Annotated in this window: 22 protein-coding genes and 1 pseudogene; 7 read left to right on the top strand and 16 right to left on the bottom strand. The window is 38.9% G+C overall.

The window, feature by feature from the left end; all coding sequences use genetic code 11:
• The 12 genes from AC6F34_RS10355 to AC6F34_RS10300 form a co-directional block, all read right to left on the bottom strand.
• Window positions 1-3,047, bottom strand: a 3,047-nt coding sequence (locus AC6F34_RS10355; RefSeq protein ID WP_500771728.1) for a beta strand repeat-containing protein, incomplete at its 3' end; no start/stop codon positions are given.
• 990 nt (window positions 3,048-4,037) lie between these two features.
• Window positions 4,038-4,610 carry an undecaprenyl-diphosphatase gene (locus AC6F34_RS10350; protein WP_500771726.1) on the bottom strand — a complete coding sequence of 191 codons (573 nt, stop codon included), beginning with the start codon at window positions 4,608-4,610 and terminating at the stop codon, window positions 4,038-4,040.
• A 146-nt stretch (window positions 4,611-4,756) separates the two neighbouring features.
• A complete protein-coding gene (isdG, locus tag AC6F34_RS10345; protein WP_500771724.1) occupies window positions 4,757-5,086 on the bottom strand; it encodes a heme oxygenase in 330 nt (109 codons plus the stop codon).
• A complete protein-coding gene (locus AC6F34_RS10340; RefSeq protein WP_500771722.1) occupies window positions 5,074-5,856 on the bottom strand; it encodes an ABC transporter ATP-binding protein in 783 nt (260 codons plus the stop codon). Before AC6F34_RS10340 ends, isdG begins: the two co-directional genes overlap by 13 nt.
• The gene (locus AC6F34_RS10335) at window positions 5,853-6,836 is read right to left on the bottom strand and encodes a FecCD family ABC transporter permease (protein ID WP_500771720.1); all 984 of its coding nucleotides are present in this window, start codon (window positions 6,834-6,836) and stop codon (window positions 5,853-5,855) included. The genes AC6F34_RS10340 and AC6F34_RS10335 overlap by 4 nt, the downstream gene beginning before the upstream one ends.
• A gap of 7 nt (window positions 6,837-6,843) precedes the next feature.
• Window positions 6,844-7,779: an ABC transporter substrate-binding protein gene (locus tag AC6F34_RS10330; protein ID WP_500771718.1), complete on the bottom strand. Its 936-nt coding sequence runs from the start codon at window positions 7,777-7,779 to the stop codon at window positions 6,844-6,846.
• Window positions 7,776-8,537 carry a class B sortase gene (gene srtB, locus AC6F34_RS10325; protein WP_500771754.1) on the bottom strand — a complete coding sequence of 254 codons (762 nt, stop codon included), beginning with the start codon at window positions 8,535-8,537 and terminating at the stop codon, window positions 7,776-7,778. The genes AC6F34_RS10330 and srtB overlap by 4 nt, the downstream gene beginning before the upstream one ends.
• Window positions 8,534-9,304, bottom strand: coding sequence for an ABC transporter ATP-binding protein (locus AC6F34_RS10320; protein ID WP_500771716.1), 771 nt, complete (start codon window positions 9,302-9,304; stop codon window positions 8,534-8,536). Before AC6F34_RS10320 ends, srtB begins: the two co-directional genes overlap by 4 nt.
• The gene (locus tag AC6F34_RS10315; RefSeq protein ID WP_500771714.1) at window positions 9,294-10,277 is read right to left on the bottom strand and encodes a FecCD family ABC transporter permease; all 984 of its coding nucleotides are present in this window, start codon (window positions 10,275-10,277) and stop codon (window positions 9,294-9,296) included. Before AC6F34_RS10315 ends, AC6F34_RS10320 begins: the two co-directional genes overlap by 11 nt.
• A gap of 19 nt (window positions 10,278-10,296) precedes the next feature.
• On the bottom strand, window positions 10,297-11,184 hold the full coding sequence (gene isdE / locus AC6F34_RS10310; protein ID WP_500771711.1) for a heme ABC transporter substrate-binding protein IsdE: 888 nt from the start codon (window positions 11,182-11,184) through the stop codon (window positions 10,297-10,299).
• A 60-nt stretch (window positions 11,185-11,244) separates the two neighbouring features.
• On the bottom strand, window positions 11,245-12,810 hold the full coding sequence (locus tag AC6F34_RS10305; protein ID WP_500771709.1) for an NEAT domain-containing protein: 1,566 nt from the start codon (window positions 12,808-12,810) through the stop codon (window positions 11,245-11,247).
• A gap of 4 nt (window positions 12,811-12,814) precedes the next feature.
• Window positions 12,815-13,447 carry an NEAT domain-containing protein gene (locus tag AC6F34_RS10300; protein ID WP_500771707.1) on the bottom strand — a complete coding sequence of 211 codons (633 nt, stop codon included), beginning with the start codon at window positions 13,445-13,447 and terminating at the stop codon, window positions 12,815-12,817.
• 408 nt (window positions 13,448-13,855) lie between these two features.
• Here AC6F34_RS10300 and AC6F34_RS10295 point away from each other — a divergent pair, with 408 nt between their 5' ends.
• From AC6F34_RS10295 to AC6F34_RS10285, 3 genes are read left to right on the top strand one after another with little or no spacing between them, the layout of a single operon-like run.
• Entirely contained in the window at window positions 13,856-14,221 is a 366-nt protein-coding gene (locus AC6F34_RS10295; protein WP_500771705.1) for a GntR family transcriptional regulator, read from the top strand.
• On the top strand, window positions 14,218-15,102 hold the full coding sequence (locus AC6F34_RS10290; protein WP_500771703.1) for an ATP-binding cassette domain-containing protein: 885 nt from the start codon (window positions 14,218-14,220) through the stop codon (window positions 15,100-15,102). The genes AC6F34_RS10295 and AC6F34_RS10290 overlap by 4 nt, the downstream gene beginning before the upstream one ends.
• Window positions 15,095-15,781: a hypothetical protein gene (locus AC6F34_RS10285; protein WP_500771701.1), complete on the top strand. Its 687-nt coding sequence runs from the start codon at window positions 15,095-15,097 to the stop codon at window positions 15,779-15,781. The genes AC6F34_RS10290 and AC6F34_RS10285 overlap by 8 nt, the downstream gene beginning before the upstream one ends.
• 184 nt (window positions 15,782-15,965) lie before the next feature.
• On the opposite strand, the pseudogene AC6F34_RS10280 reads toward AC6F34_RS10285, so the two are convergent.
• The 3 genes and pseudogenes from AC6F34_RS10280 to AC6F34_RS10270 form a co-directional block, all read right to left on the bottom strand.
• Window positions 15,966-16,798: pseudogene (locus AC6F34_RS10280) on the bottom strand (aminoglycoside 6-adenylyltransferase).
• A 30-nt stretch (window positions 16,799-16,828) separates the two neighbouring features.
• The gene (locus AC6F34_RS10275) at window positions 16,829-17,374 is read right to left on the bottom strand and encodes a phosphotransferase family protein (RefSeq protein WP_500771752.1); all 546 of its coding nucleotides are present in this window, start codon (window positions 17,372-17,374) and stop codon (window positions 16,829-16,831) included.
• 215 nt (window positions 17,375-17,589) lie between these two features.
• Entirely contained in the window at window positions 17,590-18,198 is a 609-nt protein-coding gene (locus tag AC6F34_RS10270; protein ID WP_500771699.1) for a kinase, read from the bottom strand.
• Window positions 18,199-18,302: 104 nt separating this feature from the next.
• Here AC6F34_RS10270 and AC6F34_RS10265 point away from each other — a divergent pair, with 104 nt between their 5' ends.
• The gene (locus tag AC6F34_RS10265) at window positions 18,303-18,800 is read left to right on the top strand and encodes a PH domain-containing protein (RefSeq protein WP_500771697.1); all 498 of its coding nucleotides are present in this window, start codon (window positions 18,303-18,305) and stop codon (window positions 18,798-18,800) included.
• Window positions 18,797-20,293: a PH domain-containing protein gene (locus AC6F34_RS10260; protein WP_500771695.1), complete on the top strand. Its 1,497-nt coding sequence runs from the start codon at window positions 18,797-18,799 to the stop codon at window positions 20,291-20,293. Before AC6F34_RS10265 ends, AC6F34_RS10260 begins: the two co-directional genes overlap by 4 nt.
• Window positions 20,294-20,323: 30 nt before the next feature.
• Here AC6F34_RS10260 and AC6F34_RS10255 read toward each other — a convergent pair whose 3' ends face one another.
• Entirely contained in the window at window positions 20,324-20,956 is a 633-nt protein-coding gene (locus tag AC6F34_RS10255) for a LysE family translocator (RefSeq protein ID WP_500771693.1), read from the bottom strand.
• A gap of 163 nt (window positions 20,957-21,119) precedes the next feature.
• Here AC6F34_RS10255 and AC6F34_RS10250 point away from each other — a divergent pair, with 163 nt between their 5' ends.
• Window positions 21,120-21,839: an ABC transporter ATP-binding protein gene (locus tag AC6F34_RS10250; RefSeq protein WP_500771691.1), complete on the top strand. Its 720-nt coding sequence runs from the start codon at window positions 21,120-21,122 to the stop codon at window positions 21,837-21,839.
• Window positions 21,836-22,561: an ABC transporter permease gene (locus AC6F34_RS10245; RefSeq protein WP_500771689.1), complete on the top strand. Its 726-nt coding sequence runs from the start codon at window positions 21,836-21,838 to the stop codon at window positions 22,559-22,561. The genes AC6F34_RS10250 and AC6F34_RS10245 overlap by 4 nt, the downstream gene beginning before the upstream one ends.
• Window positions 22,562-22,564 lie beyond the last annotated feature (3 nt).

Here is a 22,564-nt window from a genome sequence, read left to right as displayed (position 1 = left end):
CCTGTCGCTCCCGTTGGACCGGTTACTCCTTGTATTCCGGTCGCTCCGGTTGGACCCGTTACTCCTTGAACTCCTGTCGCTCCCGTTGGACCCGCTTCACCCTGTATTCCTGTCGCTCCTGTTGGGCCGGTTAATCCTTGGATTCCCGTTGCTCCCGTTGGACCTGTTTCACCCTGAACTCCTGTCGCTCCCGTTGGACCCGTTACTCCTTGGATTCCGGCTGCTCCCGTCGGGCCCGTTACTCCTTGGATTCCCGTTGCACCAGTTGGACCTGTTACACCCTGAACTCCTGTCGCTCCCGTTGGACCCGTTACTCCTTGGATTCCGGTGGCTCCAGTCGGGCCGGTTACTCCTTGAATCCCTGTCGCTCCAGTCGGGCCTGTTACTCCTTGTATTCCAGTCGCTCCCGTCGGGCCGGTTACTCCTTGGATTCCAGTCGCTCCCGTTGGACCCGTTATACCCTGTATTCCGGTCGCTCCCGTTGGACCCGTTACTCCTTGAACTCCTGTCGCTCCCGTTGGACCGGTTACTCCTTGTATTCCGGTCGCTCCGGTTGGACCCGTTACTCCTTGAACTCCTGTTGCTCCCGTTGGACCTGTTTCACCCTGAACTCCTGTCGCTCCCGTTGGACCCGTTACTCCTTGGATTCCGGCTGCTCCCGTCGGGCCCGTTACTCCTTGGATTCCCGTTGCACCAGTTGGACCTGTTACACCCTGAACTCCTGTCGCTCCCGTTGGACCCGTTACTCCTTGGATTCCGGTGGCTCCAGTCGGGCCGGTTACTCCTTGAATCCCTGTCGCTCCAGTCGGGCCCGTTACTCCTTGGATTCCTGTAGCTCCCGTTGGACCGGTAATGCCTTGAATTCCTGTAGCTCCAGTCGGGCCGGTTACTCCTTGGATTCCGGTGGCTCCAGTCGGGCCGGCCACTCCTTGTATTCCTGTCGCTCCCGTTGGACCTGTTTCACCCTGAACTCCCGTCGCACCGGTTGGGCCGGTCACTCCTTGGATTCCAGTGGCTCCAGTCGGGCCCGTTATACCCTGTATTCCCGTTGCTCCGGTTGGACCTGTTGCTCCTTGAATTCCTGTCGCTCCCGTTGGACCCGTTACTCCTTGGATTCCCGTTGCTCCTGTAGGACCCGTTATACCCTGTATTCCGGCAGCTCCTGTTGGACCTGTTTCACCCTGAACTCCCGTTGTTCCTGTTGGTCCCGTTACACCCTGTATTCCGGTCGCTCCAGTTGGACCCGTTTCACCCTGTATTCCGGTCGCTCCAGTTGGACCCGTTACTCCTTGAACTCCTGTCGCTCCGGTTGGACCTGTTACACCCTGAACTCCTGTCGCTCCAGTTGGACCCGTTACTCCTTGAACTCCTGTCGCTCCGGTTGGACCTGTTTCACCCTGTATTCCGGTTGCTCCCGTTGGACCCGTTATACCCTGTATTCCGGTCGCTCCCGTTACTCCCTGTATTCCCGTTGCTCCGGTTGGACCGGTTGCTCCCGTTACACCCTGTATTCCCGTTGCTCCGGTTGGGCCTGTTACTCCTTGTATTCCTGTAGCTCCCGTTGGACCTGTTTCACCCTGAACTCCCGTCGCACCAGTTGGACCTGTTTCACCCTGAACTCCTGTCGCTCCAGTCGGGCCCGTTACTCCTTGAATTCCTGTCGCTCCTGTTGGACCCGTTACTCCTTGTATTCCGGTAGCTCCAGTTGGACCCGTTACTCCTTGGATTCCTGTAGCTCCCGTTGGACCGGTAATGCCTTGAATTCCTGTAGCTCCAGTCGGGCCGGTTACTCCTTGGAATCCCGTCGCTCCCGTTACACCCTGTATTCCCGTCGCTCCCGTTACACCCTGTATTCCCATCACTCCGGTTGGGCCCGTTACACCCTGAACTCCTGTAGCTCCTGTAGGACCCGTTACACCCTGTATTCCCGTTGCTCCCGTTACACCCTGTATTCCCGTTGCTCCTGTTGGACCCGTTACTCCTTGTAGTCCCGTCGCACCGGTTGGGCCCGTTACTCCCGTTACACCCTGTATTCCGGTCGCTCCTGTTGGACCGGTCACTCCTTGTATTCCGGTCGCTCCTGTTGGACCCGTTACTCCTTGGATTCCTGTAGCTCCTGTAGGACCCGTTATACCCTGTATTCCGGCAGCTCCTGTTGGACCTGTTGGACCTGTTTCACCCTGAACTCCCGTTGTTCCTGTTGGTCCCGTTACACCCTGTATTCCGGTCGCTCCCGTTGGACCCGTTTCGCCCTGTATTCCGGTCGCTCCCGTTGGACCCGTTTCGCCCTGTATTCCGGTCGCACCCGTTGGACCGGTTACTCCTTGAATCCCTGTCGCTCCAGTCGAGCCCGTTACACCCTGTATTCCGGTCGCACCCGTTGGACCGGTCACTCCTTGAACTCCTGTCGCTCCGGTTGGACCTGTTTCACCCTGTATTCCTGTCGCTCCGGTTGGACCTGTTTCACCCTGAACTCCTGTCGCTCCAGTCGAGCCCGTTACTCCTTGAACTCCTGTCGCACCGGTTGGACCTGTTTCACCCTGAACTCCCGTTACTCCTTGTAGTCCCGTCGCTCCGGTTGGACCCGTTATACCCTGTATACCGGTAGCTCCAGTCGGGCCCGTTACTCCCTGTATTCCCGTTGCTCCCGTTGGACCCGTTACTCCCTGTATTCCCGTGGCTCCCGTTGGACCCGTTACACCCTGTATTCCCGTTGCTCCGGTTGGGCCCGTTACTCCCTGTATTCCTGTAGCTCCGGTTGGACCTGTTGGGCCAGTTATTCCAGGAATCATACAATTGCACACTATATCCCAAATCCGTTTCATCTCTAATGATTGATTATTCATTTTCAAAGACATAATTGATGGTCTATTGACTGACTTAGCTTGATTAGGCTTATAAAGTTCAACAATTAATTCTCTCAAATCATCCTTACTTAATGTGTTTAGTGCAGCACGTGAACTTGGATCATTTGGAATTACGCTGTATAAATAGTTTATTAATTCTTGACGAGATAAACCTTGCAGATTGAAAGGGAGATCATTCATGTTTTGTGCTCCTTACATTAAGAATTGGTTTATGTATCGTTCTAATACACTATTCATCTTTTAATCACTTGGAATAGGCATTGATCACAAATTACAAAAAATGAATTAAATTGATGTTTTTACACAACAAACACCACAAAAAATAATGCTTCTTGAAAATAAACTTCAAAAAGCATTTAAACATTGGTAACTATTTAAATTTTATATAGTTTGTATTCTTGAGAATGCTAAAGTGAGGCTACGAGAACTGTACAAAGTAAAAATTCAGGAAGAAGGTAGATTATTGTTTTAATATGGCTGTTTAGATAATTTAGTAAGGTAAGTAACTCGAGGCTACATTTATACAGAGGCTACTAAACGTTTCAATTCATGATGAGATACAAGAGGGCTAACTTTGTGAACATTTGGGTTTTTATACTGATTGTTTATCTGGGAGTGAATTAGTAGTAGTTAATTCACTATCAACAATAATAGTCAAATAGAGTAATTGCTTTCCTATCACATATTCTAAAAATGAAAATGACAACCGCTTTTTAACTGTCTATACTAAACATGGAGGTGTCTTAATGTTATTTTTTCTAATTGTTTCACTAATTACAATAGCTATCGTCTTACCAAGTAGTTATTTAATTTTTATAAAACAACGGAAACGATTCACATTTTTACTACCCGCTATAATCATTTCTTCACTTTCAATAAGCTTTTTTGTTTATGCAATCATAACAGATGATATTGGATGGGCGAAGATAATATATGGATTAACTGCGATGATTGTAATTGCTCTTTCTTTTCTTAGTACACTAACGTCTTTAATTCTTTGCAAAATAAATAAATAGAAATTCATATTTATCTTGCAAAAATTAATAATATGACCTGTATTCATTCATCTGTCCAAATAAGAACCAACACCAGTTACTTAGTAGTTAGAATGAACAGAAGTTGTTCTTTCTTTATTAACGTAATAAGGATTCAGTCAATTGACTGAATCCCCTATTTTCGTTCCATATAATTATTTTCTACTTGGTGAATTTTTAAAATTAATTTATTTTGCCATGTTAGCTTCTTGAATAGAAGATGAATTAATATAGCGATTATGGATGCAATAATTGCTGCTACCAGAACATCTAATGGGTAATGCACACCAACCCAAATACGTGATAGTCCCATGAGAAATGCAAAAAACAACCAATATACTCTCTTACGATTAGCTAGCCAGAAGGATATACAAAAAGCAAAGAACAACGCCGTATGATCACTTGGAAAAGAATTGTTTATCGCTTTATCAATCAGAGGTTCCACATTCACCAATTCATGAAATGGCTGTAAATTATGATGAAGTCGTTTTACAAGCTGTGTAACAGTATAGGTTAAAACAAAAACCATACTGCTTTTAATCACCAGCTCGCGTGAATCATATTTTCTACTAAACCATAAATAGAGTAAATAACCTGCTAAAAAGTACACCCCATATTTCGTGTAAAAAACTATTAGTGGATTTAAAAATTCAAATGTTGTATTTAAGCGATAAATATCATAAAAAAAAGCTTCATTCCATGCTTGCATAAAACACTCTCTTCCTTAAGAATACAGAACGTTAACTTATAGTATAATGCTATAAGCAGCTTTTTTCTAATATAAAGGAAAAAATGGAGTCCTAGATCTCTTCATATACACAAATGCCGGCATAAGCCAGCACTTGTTAGTTCATATTAAACTACTTTTTGTTCAGATAAAGGCTTTCTTCTAACCTTTACTTGATAGAATGATGTTTTGTTTTTAATCATAAAATCAGGCAGTCCACCTCTATGTGCATGTGCTTCTTTAAAAGCATCACTTGATGTCCATCCTTTAAAGCCTTCTGGGCTTTCCCAGCGTGTAACGATTGTCACCTCTTCATATTCTTTTGTGTTTTCAGTAAGCATAACCTCAAGCCCAAGAAAACCTTTCATCCCTTCAATTTTCCCTACCTTATTAAATCTCTCAATGAATTGCTCTCCAAAGCCTGTTTTTAAATGAACCGTATTTGTTACAATATACATGTTTTTTCCTCCTTAATTGGTATGATAAATGAATGATCGCCATCAAATCGGACAGATGCATTCAAGTGATATACTTCTTTTAATAAGTTTGATGTAAGTACTTTTTTTGGTGATCCTTGCTCATAAATTGCTCCCCGATTCATCACAATCAGTTCATCACAGTATGTAGCAGCAAACGGTAACTCATGTAACACAACGACAATCGTCATCCGATACTTTTCGTTTAGTCTTTTAATTAAATCCATAAGATGGTACTGATGACCAATATCAAGAAAGCTCGTTGGTTCATCTAATAAGAGAATCTTTGTTTTTTGACAGAGTGCCATTGCAATGCGAACCCGCTGCTTTTCCCCACCTGATAATGTCGCATAAGATCGCTCCTGCAAAGGAAGTAAATTCGTCTCTTCCATTGCCCAATTGATGACTTCATCATCTTTCTCATTAAAGGATTGCATTCGTTTCTTATGCGGTGTTCTCCCATATGCAATGATGTCCTTTACAGGTAAATTCGGCATCCCTTCCTTTAACTGAACGAGCATCGTCATTTCCTTTGCTAACTCATTCCGTTTCATCCGCTTTATGTTTTTGTCATATAATGCAATCTGTCCCGATTCTGGATCTACTAATTTAGAAATCACTTTGAGTAAAGTTGATTTACCTGATCCATTTGGACCAACAATGCCAGTGATTTTTTCAGGTTGAATCGAAAGGGACAACTTATTAAATTGAAATGCACCTTGCTTATAGTGAACATCTTGGACTTCTATCAATGTAACCACCTCTTCTTTCTTAAAAGATATAAGAAAAATGGTGCCCCTAAGCATGCTAGAAGAATACCAACTGGCAATTCAATTGGATCGAATGCCGTTCTAGCAACTGCATCAGCAAACACAACTAGAGTTGCCCCGCCAACCATTGATAATGGCAATAAGTATCGATAGTCATCACCAATGATTAAACGCATCATATGTGGAACAACTAAGCCAACGAAGCCAATTAGTCCACCAACACTTACAGCAGTTCCAGCAAGTAATGCTGCAAGCATAATGATCATAAGGCGAATCATTTCAACATTCTTTCCTAATATCTTTGCAGATTCATCTCCTAACATAAGAAGATTTGTAGATTTTATCGCAAAGAAAGAAAGGGTGAGCCCTACAGCTGCATATGGAAGCATAAACTCAAGGTGATACCAGCTTCTCCCATTCAATCCTCCTGATAGCCATGACAAAACTGATTGAACCCTTTCACTATAGATGACCATCACGCCATTCATGATTGCACCTAGTAAAGCATTAATCGCAACCCCAGCTAAAATGATCTTCACAGGTGATGCTCCTCGATCCCATGCAAACAAATAAATAATCATTGTTGTTGCAAATGCACCAACAAAGGCAGTGACCGGCAACAAGTATCCATATTGAGGAAGAGCAAGCATCGTAATAACAGCTGCTAAACCTCCACCAGCTGAGACCCCAATGATCCCAGGATCCGCTAACGGATTTTTCATTACACCTTGCAATAAAGCACCCGCAGTTGCTAAACATGCGCCTACTAAAGCACCAATTAGCACACGTGGCAAGCGTAAGTCGAGCATAATCTTCTGTTGAACAGTTGCCCCATCACGAAGTAAATCAGCAATCGAGATGGAAGCTGCCCCACTAAAGATTCCGACAAACAGGGACAAAATAAACAGGGTGAGCAAAATCAATGTTGTACTTAATATCTTCCTCGTGCTATCCTTAGCCAAGTCTATGTCACTCCAAACGTAATTCATTCGCTAAAAAGCGAACTGCCTCTATAACCTTCGTACCTGGATTCGTTCCAAAAAGCTCAGCAGGTAGAACATGGATTCTTCCTTCTTCTACTGCACTTATAGAATTCCAGGCTGCATTTTGCTCCATTTCACGAATGAAACTTGCTCGTACTTCATCTGCATTTCCATGTGTCATTAAAAATACAAAGTCAGGATCTGATTCAATGATTCTTTCTGTATTGATCTGCGCATACTGTGGAAACTTTTCCAATGCAGGATAATCCTCTGCAATGTTTGTTCCACCTGCATAAGTAAGAATGTCACCGCTTAATGAATGAGGCAATGCCGCCATAAATGTGCCTGGAGCTCCATATACGAGAAGTACTCTTGGTGCTTCTCTTTGCATTTCCTCTTGTACTACGTCAAGCTCTTTCGTTAATTCTTCTACTAATTCCTTAGCCTGCTGCTCTTTTTCAAGCATTTCTCCATACAATTCAATTTGCGCTAAAATATCTTTGATCGAGTTTGCATGAGTTAAGACGACACTTGTACCTAACCCTTCAAGTGTTGGCACATCCTTTAGGTTCATTCCGCTGTTTGCCAACACAACATCTGGTTGAAGCAATGCAATCTTTTCAAAATTTAATTCATGTGTGGGACCGACTTGTTCTGCCTTCTCAATCGCAGAAATTGTTGGTTCTGATGTAGGCCTACCTATAACCTCAACACCTAATGCATAAAGTAAATCAACGTCACCGTTACCAAGAGCAACAACTCGCTCTGGTACATCAGTGAATGAAACCGTCCGATCAGCGAAATCAGTGATTTTTAGTTTTAGGTCACTCTGTTCAACTTCTTCCGAAGCTGCTTTTTGACAACCAGTCAACACGAAAATCAGGAGTATCCCGAGAAGCCATTTTTGATTATGTTTTTTCATCCATTTACTCCCCTTTCAACTAATTTTGCATGTACAACTAACCGACCATGATCACGATGTAATGTTGAATCACATGTTGATAAAGTCACAATGCGATCACCTGGCTCAATCACAATCTCTGATTCGTATAGCGACCTATCCCCTAGTTCATTTACAAATGATTGGAATTGATGATCTGATTCAAAATTTGTTTCGATGTAATAGAAGTCTGTTGTCGTTTGATAGACCGAAAACACTTCAAGATCATAGCCTTCGTATAGCGTGTCGTAGTAGATCGTATCATGCTGTGTGAAAAAATCTTCGTCCATGTACTTCTTTAATTGACCGAACATCGAACCATCTTTCATTTGATGACCATATAGAATGATGTTCCGGTCCTCAATATGTGATACATCATTTCTGTAGTCCATAAAGATACTTCCTGCTCGTGTATCTTTCTTTTTGTAGTTCCGATGCAAGTAAAACTCATTGTTATTTGCTTGTAAGATCGGATAATCAACCGCTGTATCTTCAATCGTAATCCAGCCAACAATGTCTTCGTTAATGTTTAATAATCGCTCAAATTGGGGGCGAATCGCATTCGGTGTTTCATTGGAAGTTCCATGGCTTTGTTCATAATAAACATCTTGTAATTCTCCAAGAGTTTGCCGGTTTTCAATATATTCATACACAATAAAACCAAGCTTTCCACCCGCATAGATGAAGACTGCTAATGCAACTATTGTGAAGATTCGTTGAATAAATTTCTTCATATTTATACTCCTATTGGAAGCAAATAAGATCCAAACTGAGCGTTACGTTCAATTGTGCATTCAACACCGTAAACCTCTTTTATAAGCTCTGCTGAGATTATGTTTTGTGGTGATCCCTGTGCTTTTATTTGCCCATCTTTCATCACAATTAAGTTGTCACTATACTTCATTGCTTGGTTTAGATCATGAAGCACCATACAGATTGTCATTTTATGTTCCTTGTTCAACTTACGAATTAACTCAAGAAGTTCTAGTTGATAATAAAGATCTAGATAAGTCGTCGGCTCATCAAGAAATAGCATTTCTGTTTTCTGCGCTAATGACATGGCAATCCATACCCGTTGTCTCTCTCCTCCAGATAGCTCATCTAACTTCCGCAACTTTTTTTCTTGTAAATTTGTCATTAATAATGCCCACTCCACTGCCTCTCCATCTTCTGCAGTTTGTTGTTGCAGTGGCTTCTTATATGGCAATCTTCCAAATTCAACAAGCTTTCTTACAGTTAAATCTTGTGGCCCAATATTTTGCTGATGGACAATTGAAAGCTTTCTCGCAAATTCCTTTGCTGTCATTCGATTCAGATCACGACCGTCCAATGTAATCGTACCTTCTTGAACTGCTTCTCCTTTTGATAAAAGCGACAGCAAAGTTGATTTGCCACATCCATTTGGTCCAATGATCGTCGTAATCTTCTCTTTTTCAATGGACCCCGTATTCGATTGTAGCAACGGTTTTCTTTTATCATATGAGAACGTAATTGAATCAAACTCCATTGACTTTATCACTCTTTCTTAATAGGAATATTAAAAATGGTCCGCCAATGACCGCCATAATCGTAGATGCTGGAATTTCTAACGGAGCAATCATCGTTCTTCCTAGCGTATCTGCGGTTAAAATAAGCAAGGCACCAGCAAGTGCTGAAAAAGGAATCAACACGCGATGATCTGTCCCTACTAGCAATCTCGCAATATGTGGAATTAAGAGACCAACAAAGATTATCACCCCTGCAACAGCCGTTGAAACGGCCGCTAATAAAACAGCGATAGCAGAGATTATCACTCTTAATAATGTGACATTTACTCCCAGGTTTTTTACTTTTCTATCTTGCAAAACAAGAACATTACATGATGTAGCAACAATGAAGGCAAGGATTAATCCAATGATTCCATAGGTTGTAATGACCTCAACATCATTCCATGTCTTCATTGTTAAGTTCGACGCATTTGATGCTCCTACTGAAATATTAAAATAGCTACATATCATCAGCATTGCTTCACGTAACCCTGTAAACATCGCACTAACAGCGATCCCTGTTAGAATGATTCTTAGCGGATTCAATCCAGATTTCCACGATAAGGAATAGACGAGAAAGCAAGAGATGCTACCTCCAATAAATCCAAACAATGGACCGCTCATGTAAAAACTAGGTAAAAATAATAAACCAAATAAAGTAAAGAAGCTTGCTCCAGCTGAGATCCCGATGACACCTGCATCAGCTAAAGGGTTACGCATGACTGATTGAAACAAAACACCTGCAACTGATAATGCTGCCCCTGCAAATAATGCGACAATCATTCGTGGAAACCTGAGATCGACAACGACGTCTACTTTGTCATTCCCACCTTGAATGAAACCGCTTATCAGTTCTTTTACAGAGACAGATACACTTCCAGACAATGCTGAATAGCCAATCATGAGCAATAAAGCAATGATGACGATTGAAAAAGATAAGATTTTTTTGTTCACCGTATTTCTTCCTTCATTTTTATTGTCCATTCGCTTCGGCAAAAATTCTTGCCAGCTCCTTCACAGCTTCGCCAATATATAAATTGGCAGTTGTCGCAAATTGGGGCTCTTTCACATCATAAACATGACCATTTTTCACGGCTTTAAAATGCTTCCAAATATCGTTTGTCTCGAATTCATTTTGGAACATTTCGATAACTTCTTCTGGCATTCCGTGAGATAATCTAATGATGATGTCTGCATCGGCCTCGTGTAAGTATTCAGTGTTCGCAGAGATGTATTCCTCTTGGAAGCCTTCTATTGTATTAACACCACCTGCCAACTCTACTAAACTCCCTACGTAAGATTGACTTGTTGCTACTAAGTAGCTACCAGGTATACCTAGTAATATGAGTACTCTAGGGGAACCGAATGACCCTGCTTGTTTTGCAACCTCTTCTAATGACGATTCGATTTCTGTAACAAGAGCATTTGCTTCTTCATTTCGATTATAATGATCACCGATACTCGAAATCGTTGTAAGCATTTCCTCCACACCTTGTAAGTTTAAATAAGTTGTCTCTAACCCTGCCTGTTCAAAGGCATCATTTAAATCATATTCCAATGTTGTAACAGACAAGACTTCATCAGGTTGTAGTGTCCGAATTAGTTCCATATCAGGGCTCATTGGATTTCCAACTGGCGTGACATCTTTATATGCTTCAGGAATATTGAATCCAGTTGTCGGAATACCAACTAGTTCTAGGTTCAGTGCATCCATGATTTCCATAATGGCATGTGTCGTTGCAACCACTTTTTGTGTTGATTCCTCTTCTAAAGGCTCGCTCATTCCTTCTGTTTCATTTTGATTGGATGTGCACCCTGCACAGATGATCAGTAAAAACATGATCAAAAATTGCTTCTTCATATTACCTCCAATAATATGGATACAATCACCTATAAAAAGTGATTGTACCCTTTTCTACTATTATTCTGTAAGTGTACGTTTTTCTCTCATACGTTTGAATAAATAGAACCCAGACAATCCAACTAATAAGCTATATACGATGACATCCATTAAGTTAATAGCATCGTTGGTTTTTGCGTTTTGAACTTTTGTTGTTTCATTTTCAGTAGCGCCTTGATCTCCATCACGATCAAAGTCTTCGCGGTCTTCTGCATCATCCATTGGTTGCTCAACTGGTGGTTCAACAGTTGTTGGCGGCTGAGGATTTGTAGTCGGTGGTGTTGTTCCATCTCCACCATCTTCTTCAAATTCTAAGCTTGATAAATCAAAGACAAATCGTACTGGATAAGCATGTGGTGCACCAATTGCTTCAATATCAGCAATATATTCTGATTGTAGAGTTGGTACGTTTAAGCTTAAAACTCTTGAATCATTTGCAGCATCACGACTTTCTTCAGCAAACGGTGTTTTCACACCTTTTAAATTTAACTGGATTGCGCCAAGTGTTGAAAGCCCCATTGCTTGTGTCAGTTTTAATGTATAAATGCCTTCTTCTACTACTAACAATCCATTGCTAGAGAAATACTTTGCAAAGGCTGATTCAGTGTCAGAATCAACGCCTAAAACTGAAAGTGGAAGTGTGTATTCTCCATCCAAAATACCATCTTGATTTGGAGTCTCAATTGGAGTTTCTGGAGTTTCCTCTAATTCCACCTCTTCAATAGTGTCAACAGTGAATTGCAACTCTACTGAACGTGTTACAGGGTCAGCACCTGGTCTGTATTGCATATGTAGATGAATCATCGTTGGCTTTACTAAACTATCAATTGCAAACTTGTATTCTTTCTTTTTAGCTTCCGTATCCTCTGAAACGACTGCCGCTTTCTGAGTAGCTCCATTCACATCTGTCTCAAGACCAGTGATCACGTCACTAGAACCAATAGTTAAGTAAATGAATGGTTGACCATTTTCAACAACTAATCTAGTTGGTCTTTCAAAGAAAGAATCCCAACTTGAAGTAGGTGCTCCATTATTTAAAATGTTAAAATTAATTGAGTAGTTCCCATCCTCTATTGACGGCTGTGGTTGAGGTTCTGGTTCAGGTTGTGGCTCTGGTTCAGGTTGTACTACTTCTTCCAACTCAACAATTTTCAGTGAAGATTTATCAAAGTTTAGTTGAAGTTCATGATTCATTCCGTAAGACATATTCATTTGGACATTGACTGTTTCTAATGAAAGAGTTTCAAATTCAATTTTCTTTGTGCCATTTTCGGCATTTTCCTCTAATACTGTTACATCCTCGTAATTTCCATTTCGTTCCACTTGGAATTTTTGGATTACATGGCTTGCACCAAGATTAAATGAAATAAGGTTCTTTCCATCTTTAACAGTTAAAGTAGCTGGTTTAGAGAAGTAACCTGCCCATGCTTCTGGTGCTGGAGTTCCATTATAAGTAACGTCGTAATTAATTGTGTACACACCATTTTGCAATCCTTCATCAGCTTTAGCCGTTAAAGGTGTTAAGTGTTGTACGAAGCTAAAGAGTACGATTAGACAAATAAAAAAGCTAGATTGAATTTTCTTCATAAACTTAACCCCTTTTTGGTAATAACTTGTTTCGGAATAGATATAACCCTGACAATATAAGTACTGTGATTAACATAAATAATGATAATTGATCACTTGTAGGTGGATTTTCCACTTGGTTACTTGAGTTTGTTCCTTCATTGTTTGTAGTATTTGTATTGTTCGTATTTGAATTATTTCCGTTAGAATTGGTGTTTGCTGCTTCGATTAAGTTCAAACTAGATTCATTGAATGATAAACGAATGGTATACCAGTGGTCATACGATGCATCTGCCACAACGTGAATTTTTCCTTGTGAAGGCTGACTAATTCCATCTAATGCGAATTGAACAACAGATTGCTCACCACTCTTTGAAACGGTTGTTACATCTTTTAATGACCCTTTCGATTCCACTTGGAACGCCTTTATCATATCGCTTGTTAATGTTAATTGTGCAGTGATGCTTCCATTTTTCACGGTTAATTTAGCAGGTTTTGCAAAATATCCGTCAGCCATTGATGCTGATCCACTATCTGGCTTTATCACCGAATATTGAATATTGTATGTACCGTCTGCTAGGTTAGCAGATGCTGTAGGCATAACTGCCACAAAAAGTACGACAAACATGAGTGCAACGAAACATATTTTTTTCTTCAAACATTGTTCCTCCTTCTATATTGATTATCATTCTCAGTTAATTTTAAATAAAAAAGTCTTCCTCCTCTACGTTTTAAAATTAAATGATTATCATTCTCATTAATTGTTATAAAAAATAGATGAATTCATCATCTAAAGATTGAGAATTATTATCATCACAATTGGATTATAGTTGATAATGATTATCATAGTCAATAGCTTTTATTTGAAAACTTTTTTCTTTTTTCGTCTTTTGCATTTGATATTTTATATTTACTGTTTCCACATTTACTCGTATTGATCTATTTTAAACCAAAAATAGGTAGTCATTTTATTGACAAAGTGAATAAGATGAATTATGGTTATATACATAACTATATAACCATATAACTATATAAGAAAAAAGATTTGGAAGGTGGTGCATTTTATTTGTTAGATGATAAAAAGCCCTTGTTTCTTCAAGTAAAAGAATTAATTGAAGATCAAATTGTAAATGGACAATTACAAGAGCATGAGCAGATTCCTTCAACAACTCAGATGGTTAGCTTTTATAAAATTAATCACCTCACAATAACTAAAGGCATTCATTTGCTCGTAGATGCTGAGATTATTTATAAGAAAAGAGGAGTCGGGATGTTTGTTGCAGAAGGAGCAAAAGAAAAATTAATTGTTGAGAGAAAACGTGGATTCTCAGAAGAATATGTTGTTCCATTAGTAAAAGAAGCTATAAAGCTTGGCATTTCTGATGATGAAATGATTCAGATGATCAATGAAATAAGGAGTGAACTCAAATGAATTGTGATATACAGTTAGTAAATGTAAGTAAGTCCTTTAAAAAGAGGCACGCTTTATCAAATATAAATGCTTCGCTTCCATTCGGAAAAATATATGGATTAATTGGTCGGAATGGTGCAGGAAAATCTACCTTGCTCTCCTGCCTGGCATCTTTTCAAGAGCCTAGTTCAGGCGAATTAACGATCGGTGGCGAATTGCCTTTTGAAAATGCGAATGCTATGGAAAAAGTAGCGTTTGTTTATTTTAAGAGTTATGAAGATGACCCAGACAAGGTCAAAAAATTATTTAAAGAAGCATCCAAACTTAGAAAAGGATTCGACCTTGACTATGCGCATAAATTGGCTGAAAAATTCAAGCTACCGATAAATAAAAAATTGAGCAGCTTGTCAACAGGACAAAAGTCTGCATTGAATGTCATCATCGGATTGGCAAGTCGTGCCCCAATTACAATTTTTGATGAAGCCTATAACGGAATGGACGCTCCGACACGTGAACTATTTTATCGAGAGATTCTCGAAGAACATGAACGCTATCCAAGAACAATGATTTTATCAACACATCTTGTTTCAGAAATGGATTATTTATTTGAAGAAGTGATTATCCTTCATAATGGAAAAATTCTACTTCAAGAAAAGGCGGATGAGCTTGCAAATCAAGGCTCAACGGTCGTTGGAGCAAAAGCAAATGTAGATGCATTTGCAAGTGAACTCCATGTTATTAATGAGCAACAATTAGGTGGAACAAAAGCGATCACAATTTTCGGCAGACTATCAGATGAGCAACTAATAGAAGCGAAGCATCTAAACCTAGAAATTAGTTCTGTTTCTCTCCAAGATTTATTCATACATTTGACTAGTAAGGAGGAAATTTTAGATGCATAACACACTTAAACTAAATCGATATTTATCTACAACGCTTATGGGCTGGGCATTATGGTGCTATTTTTTCATTGTGATTGGCTACATCGTTATGAGAGTAATCGAAGGCAATTTTCAATTTAGTGAAGAGTATCTTAGTGAAATATCTTTCTTGTACTTTTTGTATCAACCCTCTAAAATCTTTATGTTGGTGATAGGTATTGTCACTGCACTCTTCTATTTGCCTCAATTTGTTCGATTTGGTTATACAAGAAAAGATTATTTTAATGCACAGAGTATATCAGCCTCTATTATTTCAATAATGATAATGAGCATTGCTTATCTGATTGGAGTAGTCGAATATTTCCTTGGAGTGAATGATAATATAACACAAGCACCATCCATTTCAATGACTCTTATTTATGCGCTAACAATTTTCGTATATTTCACAGCAGGCTGGGCGATTAGTGCTGGATTTATGCGATATAAATTCTTTGGAGGTATGCTCTATATACTTGTTGCTATAGGTCTTTTATCTCTTCAAGACTATGTATGGGGAGAAGCACTTAACGATCCAATTTATGCATTTGCTAATCAAGCATCCGTTGGTCCGCTCGCCATTCTCACCTCGATCGTAATTGGATGTATTTTTACAATCATCTTCAAATTGACAACTAAAAGAGTAACGATAAAGATGAATTAACTTAAACACTTAACGAATTCTTGACGAAAAGACTAGTTAAGTTTAAGCTCTACTTGTAATTTTGCTAGATAATTTTGAAGTACATCTAGATAAAATCGGATTATTGTTAGAAAAATACGAAATCCTGGCTAGATACCCTTCAAAATCTAGAAAAATCAAGGAAAATTCCTTTCCTTGATTTTTTCTATGATTTAAAGATCTCCCTTGCATCTGATTTCAAACTACGTACTTGTTTTAAGTATGTCGTCATATTTCGATCATCCTCGATTGGGTAGTTAAAATCGAAGCGTTCTGCGACAGCCTTTGCTACTCTTCTAAATAAGTCACAAGTTACAAAGATTGATTCCCATATTTCGTTCTGGTTATGGTTAGAGTATGTTTGCTCATACATTTCCCTAGTTTCCCTGTTGATATTTGAAAATCATAGTGCATGCCGATCCACCAATCGATCATTTGATCTAGTGCTTCCCTAACTGGATATTCAAACATTGATTTTGAGTATGGAAGTTCATCACGCCAAAGGCCTTTCGCAACATTTTGCAGGCACCACCAAAAGTTATTCGCGTAGCTATTGTACTCGTGGATAGAAGGCTCTTTTACATAATAATCTTCATCTGTTGGCAGTGGAATTGCTGGGAGAATTTCGTCTTTATCAATTAATGAAAGCGTCAGTTTATCTTTCCCATATTCTAGCTTCATCTTCTTGATTGTTTCCAAATGTAAATCGATTCTATTACCATCTGTAAACAGCATGAGAAAACTATACGATTCATCAAAACACTTTGGCTGAACCGGTCCAAAATCATTGTAATCTGGTTCTTGTATCATCAATCGATCTCCAAATAGGTCTAGCCAGTTTTGCTCATTTAAAAAGGAAGCTATTTCGGTCACTACAAAAACAATATCATAATCTTGAAAAATATCTTTTGGCACTTTTGAATTCGTTCTGGAGCCATTCATGTACACAGCTCGAATACGCTCATCACCATTCGCAATCTTGGTGATTACATTAATCATTTCCGTCTCATTTCTCATATGTATACCTCTTCAAAAAAATTCATATAGCCCTTCAGCAAAATATTGAAACTCTTCATCCTTTAAACTTAAATGTTTATAGCCTTCAAAAAAAGCAGCGTAAAGCTTCTCTTCTTTTCTAAGTTTCCTGATCGCTAACGCTACATCATAGCGCGGATCACCTACTGTCATAAACCCACAATCGATCCATAAAGAGACGGTTCCATTTTTTACAAACACATTATCTGTCGTACAATCACCATGAATCATCGTTGGTTCTATAGTTGATGGCCGGTTTTCATTCAAATGCTCTAATAAATTCACACTCCCATCGGTGCCACCTTCATGTAAATACTGCTCAGCAAGTACTAATTGACAATCAATCCAGTTTTCTTGAGTACGAAACTTCCCCGGAATCCTCGTCGCATGCAATTTATGTAAATAGGAGCCAAATGATCGAACGAGATTCTCCTTTTCTACATCTGAATTTGTGTCATTTAATGCTGTTGTTAATGAACAACCTTCCTCATATGAAGTGATTAAAGACGATCGATGCTTCTCTTCATAAAAACCAATAATGTTTGGAACCCGTATTTCGGTTTAATGACTTAATCGCTGTAAAACATCTGCTTCTCTTTTGAGCCATTGTCGATAACGTGGTTCTGTTGCTTCTTTTAAAAAATATTCCCCTCTGCTTGTGACAACTTTACTTACAGTAGAAGTCCAACCTTGTTCTTTTAATTTTTCGACAACTTCAATTTCACCAACTGCATCTTTAATTAGTTACACCCTTCTTACCCCTTCAATATGTAATCAGCGGAATTAATCGGATTAAAGCGCTTTAAATAATATTCCTCCGCTTTCCAGTAGCGTTCCGTGAATTTATTGTATTGCTCAGCAATTGCTTCTGCTTCTCGATTCATACGTGTTTCTTTATTTGTATCTACAAAAAAAACTGTTTCTAAATACGGTCTCCACTCTGCTCTCTGCAAAAACACCCCTTCAATTACGATGACGCAATGTTCTGGAAGATAAACATCTTTCTCTGTATAGCTGTCTTTTTCTCTATCGTAATATGCTAACGTAAAATCACTCGCCCATTGCAATTGGTGAAACAATTGCTCTTTTAATTGTGTCACCTTCCACTGCAGATAAAAATATTCATACCATTGTTCGTAGCCAGTATTGTATCGTTCTTGACGTTTTACGATATGATCATCGAGATGAAAAAGCCGCGTTTGTAGTCCATCAGCCTCTAAATGCTTAAATATGTTTTTTGAAAATGTTGTCTTCCCTGCCCTACTAAAACCATCAATCCCAATAATAGATCGCTTATTCTTATTTGCATCTTCCTTGATCAATCGAATCATTTCTGTTTCAGATATACTGTTTATACGATTCACCTCCCTATTATTACCTGTTTTTAGTATACTATGAAAGTATGAAACTTCTACTTCTTTCAATCGTATACAAAATTAGACATTAAATACTTAAGGAGAGTTACAAAATGGATGTACATCTTTCTGTTCCAACACAACGCTTAACAAAGGAAAGTATAAAAGTAATGGTCGTAGGTGAGGTCATTTCAAATATAATTTCCTTTGTCACACTTGGTATATTATTGTTTTTAACTCACCACTTCTCTTGGTGGGATTGGGTCTGGTGGGTATTAATCGGGCTAGTCGTTATTTCTGTACCAATGGCCATTTGGTCAATTGCAATTCAACCCTTCCTGTTGTACAAAAACTTCCGATACGATGCAGACGAAGAATTTTTACAAATAAAAAAAGGTGCTATTATTGAAGAACATCAGTTAATCCCGATGACAAAAATCCAATCTGTAGCAACAAATCAGGGACCGTTGCAACGCAAATATAACCTTTATTCTTTAAAGATTGAAACAATGGGATCTAGTCATAGTATTCCTCAGCTGCCAAAGGAAGTCGCAATCGAATTAAGAAACAGAATTGCTCACTTCGCAAAAATTAAGGAAGTGGATGAATGATGAGCCCAAAACGATATTCACCGTTAACCATTATTTTTGATCTATGGGGTTTAGTTCGTGGATCTTTTTTCATTTTTCTCTTTTTATTCATCATTAATCGTTCAGACGCTACTTGGGTGTTTTACGCTAGAATTGCCTTTCTCGTCATTTTTGGTTTAATCATTCTTTATACAATCGTCAGTTGGTTTACAAAAAAGTATTGGTATGATGACCATTCCTTTTATTTGCAAGAAGGTGTATTCGTTCAGAAGAAACGCACCGTTCCCTTCTCGAAAATTCAAAATGTAAACCGTAACACAAGCCTTATGCACCGATTATTACGTCAAACATCGATTCAATTCGAAACAGGGATTTCCGGAGAGGATGGAACAATTAAATTCGGTGTCCTTACAAAAGAAGAAGCTGAGAACTTTGAAAAAATGGTCATGGGCCATAAAGAGGAAGTATTGAACGAACTGAAGGTAGAATCGATGGTGGAAGAAGAGCAAGCTCTTCCATCAAAAACAATTCATTTTACCGCAAGCAGAAAAGATATTGTTAAAGCATCGGTGACATCACTAAGTTTCCTAGTGCTCATTCCTGTATTAGGTTCACTTTTTTACTCAGTAAATGATGTGTACAATGTAGAAAAAGAAGCTGAAGGGATCATTCAATTTGTATTAAGCTCATGGGTCATCACTTCAATCATTGTGCTTTTCCTTATTGTGGCTTCTGCAATTTTTGGTCTTATTCGTACATTCATCAAATATGGAAACTACCAAATTTCGTCTGATGATGAACGAATCTATATTTCTCGAGGAGTACTTGATGAAACCCATTTCTCCATATCTAAGGATAAAGTTCAGGCAGTTGAGATCTCACAATCTCTTATAAAACGATTACTTAGAATTGCAGAAGTTAAACTAACAAGTGCTGGACAAACAAGTACAGATGATGACAATTCACTGGAAACAAGCTCTCTGTTTCCGTTTCTGCCAATTAACGATGCTTACCGACTTATTACAGAGCTCTTGCCAGAATACGAAGTTAAAGAAGATATGCATAAGTTAAATCGGAACGCATTGATGGCACGTCTTATACAACCATACTGGTTTTGGATCATTGCAACAGGAGCCTTATATTACTTTAAACCTGATTTCTTAGGATTTGGTATCCCGTGGTGGCTGTTATCGATCATCTTATTTATATCGACTCTTATTCTAAGAATCTTAGATTATAAGAACAGTGGTTATCTCTTACACGATCAATTTGTTCAATTTAAATCAGGAAGCTTGCAAACTGTTACATTTATAACCCGAAGAGATAAGGTCTTAGAGGTAGGGGTCACACGAGGACCTGTCTTACGAATGTTGGGGTTAGCGAATGTGCATATGATTAATCGTTCTCAGCCGGTCCGACATTCAGGAATCGATACTGTCCCTTATACATTCGCTCAATTGTTTTATGATTGGTACCAAAAACGATTTAACGAAATTCATGTAACAAAAGAATAAACGATTAAAACCCAAGAGTGATCTTGGGTTTTATGTTGGACTTTTTGATTGCATTATATTGATCCCTAATCCAATAAATACAATACCAGTTGCTTTATTAAGATAGTAATCTACTTTTGGATGATTTCTTAATTTTCTTGTTGTAAAAGATGCAAAATTCGCAAGAAGTAAACACCAAATTAGACTAGTAATGACATAGGTCATTCCTAAGATAATAAATGGCAATGAACCATATGAATGATTAACAGATACAAATTGTGGAAGGAGTGAAATATAGAATAATGCAACTTTAGGATTGGTTAGGTTCGTGATCAGCCCCTGCATATAAACTTTCTTCAATGAAATTGCCTTTTTATCTGACACCTCAAAATTTGAATCCTTTTGAATAAACATTCGAATACCCAAATAAATGAGGTATCCAGCACCAATGATTTTCACAATTGTGAACAATACAACTGAAGTCGTAAGAATAATCGACAATCCGATTGCCGCCATAAACGTATGAATCATAGCTCCAGTTGAAATTCCTAATACCGAATACACCCCTGCCTTCTTCCCTTGAGACACACTCCGACTGACAATATACATCGTATCCGTTCCTGGTGTTATATTCATAATAATAGCAGCCAACAAAAACACACTGAAGCTTGTAATGCCAAACAAGAGAAAGCCCCCTTTATTTTTATAAATTCAGAAAATTATTCTAATCATACTATACTCCTTTACTTTAAGGGAATAAAGTTTTTTTTAAAACCCTCCAATATTACACCACCCTAACATTCTTTTGATATAGTAACCTCCTACTCATTTTAAGGAGGTTCTTTCCATGGTCTTATTAGTGAAGGATTTATCAGTATCTTATGGAACAAAAATTGCAGTAAATAGACTGAATTTACAGCTCGTAGCAGGGACTGTCATTGGCATACTAGGAGCGAACGGTGCTGGTAAATCAACCGCAATCTCAGCGATGCTAGGTGTATTACCAAGTGATTTTAAGGAACTAAAGTTAGTCGGGCACTCCCCCATTACCGAACGAAAAAAAGTATTTAGACAAGTAGGTGTGCAGTTTCAAGAAACAAATTTCCAGGATCGGTTGACCGTACTTGAGGCATGTGCACAGTGGCAGGCACTTTATCATGAAACAGAGGATCTAACAGAATTATTCATAGCATTTGGATTACATGATAAGCAGAAACAACTTGTAAAATCCCTTTCTGGTGGTGAAAAACAGCGACTAGCTGTATTGCTGGCATTGATTCATAGTCCAAAGCTTGTATTTCTAGATGAATTAACAACAGGTTTAGATACGAAAGCTAGAAGAATGCTGTGGAAGACGTTACTAAACAGAAAGAAAAATGGACTTTCGATCGTGCTTAGTTCACATTACATGGATGAAGTACAAGCATTATGCGATGAGATCATTATTTTGCGTGAAGGGAAAACTGTATTTAAAGGAAAAATTGAAGAAGCTCTTCATGAAAGTAGTAAAGAAACGTTAGAAGAAGCATACTTATTTTTTGCTGGAGAGGTGGAAGAATGGATATGAGAACATTTGCTACATTTTTAAAAATCGAAGCTAAGTTGGTGTGGAAAGGAATGGATATTTTTATTTTCGGGATTCTCTTTCCAATCATCATGGCCTTCTTATTTGGCTACTTATTAAAGGAGGATGGATTGGTTCCCTTCGATTCATCTTATTCTGCAATTATCACGATTGGAATTCTAGCAACCGGTGTAATGGGTGTCCCATTAACGATCGCTGATTATCGACATCGAGGTATATTAAAAAGATTGCAAGTAACCCCAGTTACACCAATGGCAATCTTATCTGCACAAGTGATCATTCAAATGTCTTCAGCAATTGTCTCCTTCATTTGTGTAACATTCGTCTATCATGTTTTCTTTGATTTTTCTTTAAAAGGGGATTGGACAACTTTTCTATTAGCATATGGCTTTGTTATGCTATCAATGTATAGCATTGGCTTCTTTATTGGGAGCATCGTAAAAGATCAGAAGTCTGCAAATGTTTGGAGCTCGATTGCCTATTTTACGATGCTATTATTTTCAGGGGCGACTATCCCCTATGAAATTATGCCAAGCTTTTTTCAACGGGTAATGGATCTTCTCCCCCTTTCGCACGGGATTCATTTACTAAAACAAACCAGTATTGGTGAACCAATCACCGACCATTTATTGCATCTTTCAATTCTTAGCCTTTGCATCTTGATTGGCGTTGGTTTAGGCTTAAAATACTTTAAATGGAAGTAGGGT

It is taken from the genome of Niallia sp. CD-39 (assembly GCF_059874745.1).
The sequence above is the reverse complement of the archived record's forward strand: the minus strand, read 5'-3'. Positions and strand labels throughout refer to the sequence as shown.